Origin of the sequence: Kitasatospora sp. NPDC087315, assembly GCF_044744345.1 — a bacterium.
In the GTDB taxonomy this organism is placed as follows: Bacteria; Actinomycetota; Actinomycetes; order Streptomycetales; family Streptomycetaceae; genus Kitasatospora.
Window position 1 is genome coordinate 20,542 of sequence record NZ_JBIUYD010000009.1, and the last position, 12,946, is coordinate 33,487.

13 protein-coding genes are annotated in these 12,946 nt (G+C 73.6%); 9 read left to right on the top strand and 4 right to left on the bottom strand.

Going from position 1 to position 12,946, the window contains the following annotated elements; all coding sequences use genetic code 11:
* Positions 1–22: 22 nt before the first annotated feature.
* The 4 genes from ACIO5D_RS14545 (at position 23) to ACIO5D_RS14560 (ending at position 3,719) form a co-directional block, all read left to right on the top strand.
* A complete protein-coding gene (locus ACIO5D_RS14545; RefSeq protein ID WP_363607274.1) occupies positions 23–1,195 on the top strand; it encodes an ArsA-related P-loop ATPase in 1,173 nt (390 codons plus the stop codon).
* Positions 1,196–1,354: 159 nt separating this feature from the next.
* Positions 1,355–1,708, top strand: coding sequence for a DUF5304 family protein (locus tag ACIO5D_RS14550; RefSeq protein ID WP_400795294.1), 354 nt, complete (start codon positions 1,355–1,357; stop codon positions 1,706–1,708).
* Positions 1,709–1,900: 192 nt separating this feature from the next.
* Entirely contained in the window at positions 1,901–2,845 is a 945-nt protein-coding gene (locus ACIO5D_RS14555; RefSeq protein WP_363607276.1) for an ROK family glucokinase, read from the top strand.
* A 115-nt stretch (positions 2,846–2,960) separates the two neighbouring features.
* A complete protein-coding gene (locus tag ACIO5D_RS14560) occupies positions 2,961–3,719 on the top strand; it encodes an endonuclease/exonuclease/phosphatase family protein (RefSeq protein WP_363607277.1) in 759 nt (252 codons plus the stop codon).
* A 62-nt stretch (positions 3,720–3,781) separates the two neighbouring features.
* On the opposite strand, the gene ACIO5D_RS14565 is transcribed toward ACIO5D_RS14560, so the two are convergent.
* On the bottom strand, positions 3,782–4,477 hold the full coding sequence (locus ACIO5D_RS14565; protein WP_363607278.1) for a hypothetical protein: 696 nt from the start codon (positions 4,475–4,477) through the stop codon (positions 3,782–3,784).
* A gap of 10 nt (positions 4,478–4,487) precedes the next feature.
* The gene (locus tag ACIO5D_RS14570) at positions 4,488–5,282 is read right to left on the bottom strand and encodes an alpha/beta fold hydrolase (RefSeq protein WP_363607279.1); all 795 of its coding nucleotides are present in this window, start codon (positions 5,280–5,282) and stop codon (positions 4,488–4,490) included.
* Between the two features lie 243 nt (positions 5,283–5,525).
* Here ACIO5D_RS14570 and ACIO5D_RS14575 point away from each other — a divergent pair, with 243 nt between their 5' ends.
* From ACIO5D_RS14575 to ACIO5D_RS14585, 3 genes are all read left to right on the top strand, one after another.
* Positions 5,526–6,374, top strand: a complete 849-nt coding sequence (locus ACIO5D_RS14575; protein ID WP_400795525.1) for a lysophospholipid acyltransferase family protein — start codon at positions 5,526–5,528, stop codon at positions 6,372–6,374.
* A gap of 83 nt (positions 6,375–6,457) precedes the next feature.
* On the top strand, positions 6,458–7,663 hold the full coding sequence (gene macS / locus ACIO5D_RS14580) for a MacS family sensor histidine kinase (protein WP_363607281.1): 1,206 nt from the start codon (positions 6,458–6,460) through the stop codon (positions 7,661–7,663).
* A gap of 40 nt (positions 7,664–7,703) precedes the next feature.
* Positions 7,704–8,345 carry a response regulator transcription factor gene (locus ACIO5D_RS14585; RefSeq protein WP_363607382.1) on the top strand — a complete coding sequence of 214 codons (642 nt, stop codon included), beginning with the start codon at positions 7,704–7,706 and terminating at the stop codon, positions 8,343–8,345.
* Positions 8,346–8,384: 39 nt separating this feature from the next.
* Here the strand turns inward: ACIO5D_RS14585 and ACIO5D_RS14590 are convergent, their stop codons facing one another.
* Positions 8,385–10,319, bottom strand: a complete 1,935-nt coding sequence (locus ACIO5D_RS14590; RefSeq protein ID WP_400795297.1) for an anthranilate synthase family protein — start codon at positions 10,317–10,319, stop codon at positions 8,385–8,387.
* 301 nt (positions 10,320–10,620) lie between these two features.
* Between ACIO5D_RS14590 and ACIO5D_RS14595 the strand changes: the two genes are divergently transcribed.
* Both ACIO5D_RS14595 and ACIO5D_RS14600 read left to right on the top strand, forming a co-directional pair.
* A complete protein-coding gene (locus tag ACIO5D_RS14595; RefSeq protein WP_363607283.1) occupies positions 10,621–11,958 on the top strand; it encodes a class II 3-deoxy-7-phosphoheptulonate synthase in 1,338 nt (445 codons plus the stop codon).
* A gap of 164 nt (positions 11,959–12,122) precedes the next feature.
* Positions 12,123–12,398 (top strand): (2Fe-2S)-binding protein, encoded by a 276-nt coding sequence (locus tag ACIO5D_RS14600; RefSeq protein ID WP_363607284.1) that lies wholly within the window; start codon positions 12,123–12,125, stop codon positions 12,396–12,398.
* Between the two features lie 27 nt (positions 12,399–12,425).
* On the opposite strand, the gene bfr is transcribed toward ACIO5D_RS14600, so the two are convergent.
* Positions 12,426–12,905, bottom strand: coding sequence for a bacterioferritin (gene bfr, locus ACIO5D_RS14605; RefSeq protein WP_363607285.1), 480 nt, complete (start codon positions 12,903–12,905; stop codon positions 12,426–12,428).
* Positions 12,906–12,946 lie beyond the last annotated feature (41 nt).

Consider the following 12,946-nt stretch of genomic DNA (forward strand, 5'->3'; position numbering starts at 1 on the left):
AGGAAACGGGGGGCTGTTCGGTATGACGGCACAGCGCACCATCCTGGTCAGCGGCGACGCGGCGGCCCCCACGGTGGCCGCCGCCACCGCCCTGCACGCCGCCGGACAGGGTCGGCGCACCCTTCTGCTGGCCGCCGACGACCCGCACCGCACCCTGGACACCGTCCTCGGCACCCGGCTGGAACCGGAAGGGACCCCGTACGCGCCCGGGCTCACCGTCGCCCGGATCGACGAGCAGGCCGCCTTCCGGCACGCCCTCGGCGAGATCGGCGGCCGGCTGAAGCCCGCCCTGGACCTGCTCGGTGCCGAACCGCTCGACCCCGAGGAGCTCACCGCCCTCCCCGGCACCGCCCGGCTCGCCCTGCTGCGCGCCCTGTCCGCCGTCGACGCGGACGTCCTGGTGGTGCTCGCCCCGCCGCCCGCCGAACTCGTCGCCACCCTCGCCCTGCCCGAGCAGCTGGAGCGCTACCTCGCCCGGCTCGCTCCCGAGCAGCGCCAGGCCGCCCGGGCGCTGCGCCCGCTGCTGGCCGGCCTCGCCGGGGTGCCGATGCCGGCCGACTGGCTGTACGAGGCCCGGGCCAAGGCGGTCGCCGCGCTGGCCGAGGCCCGCGCGGCGATCACCGCGCCGGGCACCAGCGTCCGCCTGGTCACCGCCGCCGACGGCCACCCGTACGAGGAACTGCGCCGGGTGCGCGCGGGGCTCGCCCTGCACGGGCACCGGCCGGACGCCGTGGTGGTGCACGGCGCGCTGCCGGACGGCGCGGCCGACTCGCCCGACCCCTGGCTGGCCGGGCTGGCCCGGCGGCGGCGGGAGGAGCTGGCCGCCCTCGTCGCCGCGAGCGACGTCCCGGTGCTGGTCACCGGCCTTGCCGAGGTCACCCTGGAGGCCGTCGCCGACCGGCTCTACGGGGCCGGCCCCGGCCCCGCGCGGCTCGCCCCCGAGCCGTGGACGGTCGAGGACCGGCTCGCCGAGGACGGCCTGCTGGTCTGGCACCTCGTTCTGCCCGGCGCCGAGCGGGCCGACCTGGACCTGGTCCGGCGCGGCGACGAACTCGTGGTCGGTCTCGGCGCCCACCGCAGGGTCCTCACCCTGCCCTCGGCGCTGCGCCGCTGCACCGTCGCGGGCGCCGGTCTGTACGACGGGGTGCTCGCGGTGCGCTTCGCCCCCGACCCGGCGCTCTGGCCCCGGGGCTGAGATCCGCCCGGCCGGTCCGAGAGCCCGTCCGAGCCGGTCCTGAGCCGTGCCCGCGCGGGTTCCGCGCCCGGCTCCGCGCCCGCACGGGGCCGCCCGGCCGGTCCGGTAGCGTCGGGGCAGGTGGCCGCGGGTGCGGCCACAGCTGAGGAGGCGCCCGCGATGACCACCACCGACCGGACCGAGCCGACCGCCGAGCAGGGCGGCCAGGAGGGGCACCCGTTCGGGCCGGAGCTGGGCCCGCTGGTGGACGAGGTGCGCCGGCTCGCCACCGCGGTCGGGCAGAAGGCCCAGGAGGCGGGCGCCGAGACCCTGATCTCGCTGGCCAGCCTCGCGGACCAGCTGCGTGAGAAGCAGCCCGAGGTCTACGGCCATCTGGCCGCCGCCGGGGGTGAGCTGCTGGCCGCCTACCGGGCCGCCGTCGCCGGCCACGAGCACCGCTGGACCGCCGGCCGGAGCGCCGGCAGCGAGCGGATCGACCTCGACACGCCTGACGGGCCGTCCGACAAGGAGTGAAGTCGCGAGTGTCCTGTGGTGACACTGTGCTTCAGGTGCCTGACGGAACGGATGCGACTGTACGACTTTTGAAGAATTCGGCCGGGTTGGCGAATGATTGTCTTCGGTTAATGTATGCGACGGTGTGTACGGGGGGCAGGGTTGGGCGGTACCGTTCCGTCCAGCGGGAACGAGTGAATAGCTGAGGGACACATGGCTCTGACCATTGGCGTCGATGTCGGCGGGACCAAGATCGCGGCAGGCGTGGTGAACGAGGCCGGCGAGATCCTGGCCCGGACCAGGGTGCCCACCCCGGCCGACCCGCAGTGGGCGGTCGACGCCATCGCGCAGGCCGTGCGCGAGCTCAAGGAGGAGTACCCCGACGTGGCGGCGGCCGGTGTCGGCGCGCCCGGCTTCGTCGACCGCGACCGCTCCACGGTGATCTTCGCCCCCAACATCGACTGGGAGGACGAGCCGCTGCGCTCCCGGATCGAGGAGCTCACCGGCCTCGGCACCGTCGTCGAGAACGACGCCAACTGCGCAGCCTGGGCCGAGTTCCGCTTCGGCGCGGGCGCCGCGTACGAGGACATGGTGCTGATCACCGTCGGCACCGGCATCGGCGGCGGCATCGTCCTGGACGGGCGGCTGCACCGCGGCCGGTTCGGGGTGGCCGGCGAGATCGGCCACCTCAACATGGTCCCCGACGGCCTGACCTGCGGCTGCGGCGGCAAGGGCTGCTGGGAGCAGTACGGCTCCGGCCGGGCGCTGCGCCGCTACGGCCGGGAGAAGTCCGCCGCCGACCAGATCCGCGGCAAGCGGATGCTGGAGCTCAACGACGGCGTCGCCGAGACCATCCGCGGCATCCACATCACCCAGGCCGCCGAGGAGGGCGACCCGCTCGCCCTGGAGTGCTACGCGGAGCTGGCCGACTGGCTGGGCCGGGGCATGGCCGACCTCGCCGCGCTCTTCGACCCGGGCGTCTTCGTCCTCGGCGGCGGCGTCTCCGACTCCGGCCGGCTGCTGCTGGACCCGGTAGCCAAGGCCTTCGAGCACTATCTGACGGGTGGGGTGCACCGCCCGCGCGCCGAGGTCGTGCTCGCCTCGATGGGCTCCGCCGCGGGCATCGCCGGGGCGGCCGACCTGGCCCGCACCCGCTGACCCGACCTTCTCCGCCGGTGGCGGCGCGGACCGGGGCCGAAGGGCTCCCGGCCGTGCCGCCACCGGCGTGTTCCCCCGCTGCCGTACGGTCGTCACCGGACGAAAGGGGAGGACCATGACCACCGGCTCGACCGGACTGCCGCCCTCCGGCCCTGGGCCGGACGGCTCCCGCCGGGTGCGGCTGCTCAGCTACAACATCCGTTCGCTGCGCGACGACCGGCAGGCCCTGGTGCGGGTGATCCGGGCCTGCGAGCCCGATCTGGTCTGCGTCCAGGAGTCGCCGCGCTACTGGCGGCCGCAGGGCCAGGCCGCCTGGCTCGCCCGGCGCACCGGCCTGGTGATCCTGGCGGGCGGCGGCCGGATCGCGGCGGGCCCGCTGCTGCTCGGCCGGCCCGGCACGGACGTCCTCGCCGTCCATGACCGGCTGTTGCCCAAGACCCGCGGCCTGCATGCGCGCGGCTTCGCCTCCGCCCTGGTCCGGGTGGCCGGGTCGGCGCCGTTCACCGTCACGAGCTGTCATCTGAGCCTGGACGCCGATGAGCGCCTGGCCCAGTTCGAGCTGCTGCTCGACCAGGCCGGGATCGCCGAACTCGGCGTCGTGGCGGGAGACTTCAACGAACACCCGGACGGTCGGGGCTGGCGGCTGCTGGCCGCCCGGCTGCGGGACGGCCACCTCGCCGCGCCCTGGGGCGGCACCTTCACCTCGGTACCGGAGAACCCCTACCAGCGGATCGACGCGGTCTTCACCACCCCCGGCATCCAGGTCCTCGCCTGCGGCGTCCCGCACGGCCTGCCCGGCGTCGGCGAGGCCGACCTGCGGGCCGCCACCGACCATCTGCCGGTGCTCGCCGTGCTGGAGCTCCCGGCCGGCTGAGCCGCCGTCGGGGGCGGGAGGCCCGCTCCCGCCCCGACGGGCGGAACTCAGACGGGTGGAACTCAGACGACCGCGCCGCCGTGCGGGTCCTCGGGCTCGTCGTCGTCCCGGTCCTTCATCCGGACCACCAGAGTGGCGAAACCGCCCAGGAAGGCCGTGACGCCGACCCAGGCGGGCCAGCCGGAGACCTCGCGCCAGACCACCGCGTCGAACAGCAGCAGCGCCGGGCCGCCGAGCACCGCGAGCCAGGCGAACTTGGCGGTGACGTCGGCGGGCGGCAGCGGCGGCGGCTCCGGCGGGACGAAGTGCCCCTCGTCCGTCTCCTCGGCCAGCTCGAAGTCGCGCGGGCCGGACCCGGCCGCCGGCATCACCGGCCGGGTCGAGCGGGGGCGGGGCTGCGGCGCCAGGTCCGCGAGGTCACCCGGGCCGGTGCGGTTCTCGGTGCCGTCCTTGAAACCGCCCTTGAGCTCGCCGCGCGCCCGAAGGTCCTCGATTTCCGGCCAGTTCGGGTTGTTGAGGTCGACGGGATCGTCGAACTGGGCGACCAGCGCGGCGAAGATCTCGTCCTGCTCGGCCTGGCTGCGCTCGGGCGCACGCCGCGCCCGGGGCTCCTCGGGCGTCGCCGGGCCGGCGCCGTCCGCCGCGGGAAGCGCCTTCGCGCCGTCCGCCGTCCCCCCGCCCGCCGTGCCGCCGTCCTTTGCCACGCCGTCCTCGCGGGGTGCCTCGTCCTCGCCGCCCGCCGTGCTGCTCTCGTGCACTTCCGGCCCTTCAGCCTTGGTGATCGTCGGATTCGACCCGGGTGACGCCCGCCGCGTGCGCGGGAGCCAGCCGCCGGATGAAGGCCAGGCAGGCCGCGAATATTTCCGCCGCGTCGTGGTCCAGCGTCGCGACGTGGTAGCTGCGCTGGCACAGCCGCTCCGTCACATCGGTCGAGGATATCCGGGCCAGCACCAGTTCCGAGTTGGCCGGCGAGACGACATGGTCCTGCGGGCTGTGGAACAGCAGCACCGGCTGGGTCACCTCCGGCAGCCGCCGCTGGACGTCCTTCCAGAGCAGGGACAGCGACCAGGCCGCGTGCAGCGGCGTCCGGTCGTAGCCGAGCTCGACCGCGCCGGGGCGGGCGATGTCGTTGGCGATCCCGGGCAGGCTCGGCACCACGTGCCGCAGTGCAGGGAGCAGCACACTCGCGGGGTTGTCGGAGCGCACCGACGGGTTGACCAGCACCAGCCCGGAGACCACCGGCCCGTGCAGCGCGGCCAGCCGCAGCGCCAACGAGCCGCCCATCGACAGCGCGCAGACGAAGACCTGCTCGCACTCGGCGGCCAGCGCCAGCAGCTCCCGCTCGACCTCGGCGTACCAGTCCTCCCAGCGGGTGACCTGCATGTCCTGCCAGCGGGTGCCGTGCCCGGGCAGCAGCGGCAAGGAGACCGTGAACCCCGCCGCGGCCAGCTCCTCGGCCCACGGGCGCAGCGACTGCGGCGAACCGGTGAAGCCGTGGCAGAGCAGTACGCCGACCGGCCCACCCCGGTGGCGGTACGGTTCGGCACCGGGCAGCGGCGGCATGGCGGGCTCCTTCGCGGGCAGGGACTGCGGGGAAGCGGAAGCTGGGCGGAGCTGGCTGGCAACGGAGAGGCTGCGGAAACCGCATCGTCCCACGGGCCCGCCCGTGCCGTACAGCCCTGTCCGGCACGCCGCCGGAGACCCGGCCGACGGCCCGGCGGGGCGGGGCGGGGCGCGGGCGGTGGCCGCGGGGCATTAGGATCGACCGGTCCGCATAACAGGAGGCCCGGGTTGTTCTACCGACTGATGAAGATGATCGTCGCGCCACTGCTACGGATCTTCTTCCGGCCGTGGATCGAGGGCGAGGAGAACATCCCCGCCGAGGGTGCCGCGATCATCGCGAGCAACCACCTCTCCTTTTCGGACTCCTTCTTCTTCCCCGCGCTGATCAAGCGACGGGTGACCTTCATCGCCAAGGCGGAGTACTTCAACACCCCGGGCGTGAAGGGCAAGCTGACGGCCGCCTTCTTCAAGGGCGTCGGCCAGCTGCCGGTGGACCGCTCGGGTGTGCGTGGCGCCGGCGAGGCGGCGATCCGCAGCGCGATCGCGGTGCTGGATCGCGGCGAGCTGTTCGGGGTCTACCCGGAGGGCACCCGTTCGCCCGACGGCAAGCTCTACCGCGGCAAGGTCGGCGGCCTGGCCCGCGTCGCGCTGGCCACCGGCGCGCCGGTCATCCCGGTCGCCATGATCGACACCGAGAAGGTGCAGCCGCCCGGCCAGGTGGTCCCCAACTTCGGTATCCGCCCGGGCATCCGGATCGGCCGCCCGCTGGACTTCTCCCGCTACCACGGCATGGAGAACGACCGTTTCATCCTCCGTTCGGTGACGGACGAGGTGATGTACGAGATCATGCGGCTCTCCGGCCAGGAGTACGTGGACATCTACGCGACCGCCGCCAAGCGGCAGATCGCCGACGACAAGAAGCGCGCCGACGCCGAGCGCAAGGCCGTCCAGAAGGCCGAGCAGGCCGCCGCCAGGGCCGAGAAGGCCGAAGCCGAGCAGGCCGAGAAGGCCGCCGAGGCAGAGCAGGCCGGGTCCGCGAAGACCGAGGCCGCCAAGGCGGAGCGGGACGAGAAGGAGACCGGGTCGGCCTGATCCGGCCGCCCGGGGGAGGGGCAGCGCAGATGACGGACGGCGGCAGAACCGGGGCGGTCGGGGGGACTCTCGCGGCCGGCGGCATGTCGGTCGAACTGCCCCTCTGGCGAGCCATCTCCTTGTTCCGGGTGCTCGCGCTCTGCTACGCCGTCCTGCGCTACTTCAACGCGTACCTGGGGTTCCTGCACCCCGTCGCCGGCTGGATCTACCTCGGCGCGCTCACCCTCTGGACGCTGGCCAGCACCCGCGCCTTCGCCGGCCCGCAGCGCTGCACCTGGTACGTGCTCGGCACCGACCTCACCCTGGCCGTCACCGGCATCGTGATGAGCGGGATGACCGACGACCCGGTCCGGATCGGCCACGGCGCGCCCACCCTCCCCACCATCTGGGCGGCCGGCACGGTGCTCGGTTTCGCCGGCAAGGGCGGCTGGCGCTGGGCGGCGGCGGCCGGTTCGGTGATCGGCCTGGCCAACATCCTCGGCCACGGCGGCCCCACCGGCGACAACATCCACAACATCGTGCTGCTGATGGTGGCCGGCTGCGCCATCGGCTACGTCATCGAGCTGGCCCGCGCCAGCGAGGCGACGCTCACCCGGGCGCTCCAGGTGGAGGCGGCCACCCGGGAGCGCGAGCGGCTCTCCCGGGACATCCACGACGGGGTGCTGCAGGTGCTCGCCCTGGTCCAGCGCCGTGGCGGCGAGGCCGGCGGGCCCGGCGGCGCGGACTTCGCCGAACTCGGCCGGCTGGCCGGGGAGCAGGAGCGCGCGCTGCGTGCGCTGATGAGCGGCGGCCCGCTGCCGGCCCAGCGCGAGCCGCTGGCCCCGCAGGACCTGCGCACCCTGCTCGGCCCGTACGCGGACGAGCGGATCACGCTCTCCGCCCCCGGCACCCCGGTGCTGCTGCCCGCCCCGGCCGCCGCCGAGCTGGCCGCCGCCGTCGGCGCGGCGGTGGACAACGTCCGCAAGCACGCGGGGGACGGGGCCCGGGCCTGGATCCTGGTGGAGGACGAGCCGGAGGCCGTCACGGTCAGCATCCGCGACGACGGCCCGGGTTTCGCCCCCGGGCGGCTCGGCGAGGCGGAGCGGGCCGGGCGGCTCGGCGTCTCCCAGTCGATCCGCGGCCGGCTGCTGGACCTCGGCGGCACGGCCGAGCTGTACTCGGCGCCCGGCGACGGCGTCGAGGTCGAACTGCGCTTCCCGAGGAGGGGTTCCGATGACCGACCAGCCGATGACCGACCAGCCGATGACCGACCGGCCGGGCACCGACCGGCCGCCGGTCCGGCCAGCTGACCGTCCGGTCGACCAGCTGGCCGACCAGCCGGTGCGGGTCATGGTCGTGGACGACCACCCGATGTGGCGCGACGCCGTCTCGCGGGACCTCGCCGAGGCCGGGCTGGACGTGGTGGCCACGGCGGGCGACGGCGAGGAGGCCGTCCGCCGGGCCCGCGCCTGCGGCCCGCAGGTGGTGGTGCTGGACCTCAACCTGCCGGGCCTGCCCGGCGCCGAGGTCTGCCGCCAGGTGGTCGCCCAGGACCCGTCGGTGCGGGTCCTGGTGCTCTCCGCGAGCGGCGAGCACCAGGACGTGCTGGAGGCGGTGAAGTCCGGCGCGACCGGCTACCTGGTCAAGTCGGCCGGCCGGGAGGAACTGCTGGACGCGGTGCGCCGCACCGCCGTCGGCGACGCCGTCTTCACCCCGGGCCTGGCCGGCCTGGTGCTCGGCGAGTTCCGCCGGCTGGCCGCCGAGCCCGCCCGGGCCTCCGCGCCGGCCGCCCCGCAGCTGACCGCCCGGGAGACGGAGGTGCTGCGGCTGGTGGCCAAGGGACTGTCGTACCGGCAGATCGCGGACCGGCTGGTGCTCTCCCACCGCACGGTGCAGAACCACGTCCAGAACACCCTCGGCAAGCTTCAGCTGCACAACCGGGTCGAGCTGGTCAGGTACGCGATCGAGCAGGGCCTGGACGACGGGATCTGAGCGGGCGCGCCGGACGGCACGCCCGCTCGCGGACGCGGTTCAGCCGCGCAGCGCCGCCGCCTCGCGCAGCAGCCCGGCGACGATGTCCACGCCGTCGCGGGTGAGCACCGACTCCGGGTGGAACTGGAGCCCGGCGAAGCCGGCGCCGCGCAGCGCGTGCACGTCGCCGGTCAGCGCGTCGCGGGAGACCTCGATGCCCTCGGCGGCCAGCCGGGCCGCGTCCTCGTCGGAGCAGCGCGCGGTGAAGGTGTTGTAGAAGCCCACCGTGCGCCGGGTGCCGAAGAGGTCCACCGTCTCCTGCGCGCCCTGGTACGGGACGTTCTTGCGGGCCAGCGGCAGGCCGAGCGCGTCCGCGAGCAGCTGGTGGCTGAGGCAGACGGCGAGCAGCGGCGCGGTCCGGGCGCCGGAGCGGACGGCGGCCAGCGCGTCGGCGACGACCGGGCGCAGGACGGCCATCTTGGGGTCGTCGGCCACGGCCGGGTCGCCCGGGCCGGGGCCGAGCACCAACGGGCCCCGGTGGGCGGCGACCCGCTCGCGCAGGCCCGGCTCGTCGTAGCGGACCACGGAGACCTGGTGGCCGAGCGAGGTCAGCAGGTGGGCGAGCATCGCGGTGAAGGTGTCCTCGCCGTCCACCACCAGGGTCGGCTCGACCTCGGTGATCTCGGCCGGCGCCTGCATCCGCAGCCAGAACGGGGCGAGGCCGGCGCGCCGGTCGTCCAGCGCGGCCTGGACCCGGTGGTCGTCGGCCAGCCGGGGGCCGGCCGGGTTCGGCACCCGGCCGGAGGCGGGGCGGGCGCCGATCGCGGTGAGCACCCCGGCGGCCTTGGCGTGGGTCTCGGCGACCTCGGAGTCCGGGTCGGAGTGGCGGACCAGGGTCGCGCCGACGCGGACCACCAGGCGCCCGGTGGCCGGGTCGATGTCGGCGGTGCGGATGCAGATCGGGGAGTCCATCAGCTGTCCGCCGCTGGCCGAGCGGCCGATCAGGGCGAGCGCGCCGGAGTAGTAGCCGCGTCCGCCGGGCTCGTAGCGCTTGATCACCCGGGTGGCGTTCTGGACCGGGCTGCCGGTGACGGTGGCGGCGAACATCGTCTCCTTGAGCACCTCGCGGACGTCCAGCGAGGTGCGCCCGCGCAGCTCGTACTCGGTGTGGGCGAGGTGGGCCATCTCCTTGAGCCGCGGGCCGAGCACCTGGCCGCCGAGGTCGCCGACGGTGCACATCATCTTGAGTTCCTCGTCGACCACCATGGTGAGCTCCTCCAGCTCCTTGGGGTCGTGCAGGAAGGAGAGCAGCGAGTCGATGTCCGCGCCGCCGGCCGGGTAGCGGTAGGTGCCGGAGATCGGGTTCATCACGACCGTCCCGCCGCTCTGCCGGACGTGCACCTCGGGCGAGGCGCCGACCAGTACGCGGTCCCCGGTGTGCACCAGGAACGTCCAGTAGGCGCCGCGCTCCTGCTCCAGCAGCCGGCGGAACAGCGAGAGCGCGAGGGCGGGGGAGAAGTCGTCCAGGGTGGCGCCGAAGTCGCGCCGGATCACGAAGTTGGCGCCCTCGCCGCGCCCGATCTCGTCCTCGATGACCCGGCGGACGATCCCGGCGTACTGCCGGTCGTCGATGTCGAACGAGCCGCCGGACAGCGAGACCGGCAATCGCGGCAGCACGGGGGCCACGTCGGCCAGCGGAAGGGCGTACTGCTCGGTGACCGAGAGCGCCTGCAACGGGGTCGCGTCGTCGTGCGCCTCGAAGCCGCGTTCGCGGATCTGCCGGTACGGGACGAGCGCGAGCAGGTCGTGCACCGGCCCGCCGGACGGCACCCCGTCGCGGACCGGCAGGTCGGCCAGGTGCTCGTAGCTGCCGACGGTGCCCAGCAGCACCTCGACGGTGTCCGGGGCGAGCCGGGGGGTGCGGCGGTGCAGCAGCGCGAACGCGGGGGCGTCGGGGCTGGTGAGTCGGGCGATCAGGTCGGCGGCGGTGGTCACGGTGGCGGCTTCCTTCCGGGGGAACTGCGGGGTGCGGTGCTGGGTTCCGCTCCCGGGAAGGCCGTCTGTCCAGACGTCGACGGCCGCCCCGAGGGGCGGCCGTCGTGTTCGTCTAGGAACGCGTGATCGGTGGGCCACCCTTGGGGTTGGCCCACCACCAGGAGTGGCTGTGCGGCGCGTTCATGCTTTGAGAGTAGCGGATGGCCCGATGGGGTGAGGCGGATCACGTGATTGTCCGAGATGTGTCTCACCCACCGGGCAGCGGTCACGAATTGGCTGCCGCACCCCGTAGCCTTGCGGTGTGACCGTGACGAATCCCCACTCCTGGCAGTCCCTGCCCGCGGCGCAGCAGCCTGAATGGCCGGACCAAGAGGCTCTGCGCAAGACCCTTGCGGAGCTTGCCTCCTATCCGCCGCTCGTCTTCGCGGGCGAGTGCGACCAGCTGCGCGCCCGGCTCGCTGCCGTCGCGCGTGGTGAGGCGTTCCTCCTGCAGGGCGGCGACTGCGCCGAGGCCTTCGACGGCGTCTCGGCCGAGCACATCCGCAACAAGCTGAAGACCCTGCTCCAGATGGCGGCCGTGCTGACGTACGCCGCCTCGGTGCCCGTGGTGAAGGTCGGCCGGATCGCCGGTCAGTACTCCAAGCCGCGGTCCAAGTCGACCGAGACCCGCGACGGGGTGACCCTGCCGGTCTACCGGGGCGACTCGGTGAACGGCTTCGACTTCACCCCCGAGTCCCGGATCCCGGACCCGGAGCGCCTGAAGCGGATGTACAACGCCTCCGCCGCGACGCTGAACCTGGTGCGCGCCTTCACCACCGGTGGCTACGCCGACCTGCGCCAGGTGCACGCCTGGAACCAGGACTTCGTGCGCAACTCGCCGGCCGGCCAGCGCTACGAGCAGCTCGCCCGCGAGATCGACAACGCGCTGGCGTTCATGAACGCCTGTGGCGTGGCGCCGGAGGAGTTCAGGACGGTCGAGTTCTACTCCTCGCACGAGGCGCTGATCCTCGACTACGAGACCGCGCTGACCCGCGTGGACTCGCGCACCGGCGAGCTGTACGACGTCTCCGGCCACATGGTCTGGATCGGCGAGCGCACCCGCCAGCTGGACCACGCGCACATCGAGTTCGCGTCGAAGGTCCGTAACCCGATCGGGGTGAAGCTCGGCCCGACCACCTCGGTCGACGAGGCGCTCACCCTGATCGAGAAGCTCGACCCGGAGCGCGAGCCCGGCCGGCTCACCTTCATCACCCGGATGGGCGCGGGCAAGATCCGCGAGCACCTGCCCACCCTGGTGGAGAAGGTCACCGCGTCCGGCGCCCAGCCGGTCTGGATCTGCGACCCGATGCACGGCAACACCTTCGAGGCGTCCAGCGGTCACAAGACCCGCAGCTTCGACGACGTGCTCGACGAGGTCAAGGGCTTCTTCGAGGTGCACCGCGCGCTCGGCACCCACCCGGGCGGCATCCACGTGGAGCTGACCGGCGACGACGTCACCGAGTGCGTCGGCGGTGGCGACGAGGTGCTGGTCGACGACCTGCACCAGCGCTACGAGACGGCCTGCGACCCGCGCCTCAATCGCAGCCAGTCGCTGGACCTGGCGTTCCTGGTGGCGGAGATGTACCGCGGCGGCCAGTGACCGGTCCCGCCGTAACGGCCTGATGTGACGAAGGCCCCTCCGGATTCGGTTCTTCCGAGCCCGGAGGGGCTTTTTCGTACCCGGATCGCCAGGTAAGGTGAGGCTTAGTGAACTAAGGCAACCCTTAGTCAAGATCGTTCCGCACCACCCCGGGAGAGTCCTCGATGTACGTGTGCATGTGCCATGCGGTCACCGAGGACCAGGTGAAGAAGGCGATCGACGCCGGTGCCGACACCCCGCGCCGGATCGCCAAGGGCTGCAAGGCCGGCACCGACTGCGGCTCCTGCGTCCGCCGGATCCAGGCGCTGCTCGGCGAGTACGGCGCCCGGCCCTGTCCGACCGCCCGGCTGGCGGCGAAGCTGGGGCTGGCGGACCCGGAGACCGTCGATCGGGCCCCGGCCGCGGTGCCGGACCGGCCGGCTCCGCTGCGCGCGGCCTGAGCCGCCGCCTTCCCGCTCCGCCGTGGCTCAGGAGTCCGGCTGCTCGATCAGCTGGGCGATGTAGAGCGCCTCGCCGAGCTTCTCCACCAGTTCCAGCTGGGTGTCGAGGTAGTCGATGTGGTGCTCCTCGTCCGCCAGGATCGACTCGAAGATGTTCGCCGAGGTCACGTCGTTCTTGGCCCGCATCACCACGATCCCGCGCTTGAGCCGGTCGATCGCCTCGACCTCGACCTGGCGGTCCGCCTCGAACATCTCCTTGACGGTCTGGCCGATCCGGACGTGGAAGAGCCGCTGGTAGTTCGGGAGCCCGTCCAGGAAGAGGATGCGGTCGGTGAGCACCTCGGCGTGCTTCATCTCGTCGAAGGACTCGTGGCGGGTGTACTTGGCGAGCTTCGTCCAGCCGAAGTTCTCCTGCATCTTGGCGTGCAGGAAGTACTGGTTGATCGCGGTCAGCTCGGCGGTGAGCTGCTCGTTGAGGAATTCGATGACCTCTGCGTCGCCCTTCATGGCGGCTGCCTTCCTGCTCTGCGTCCGGGAACCACGGCCGT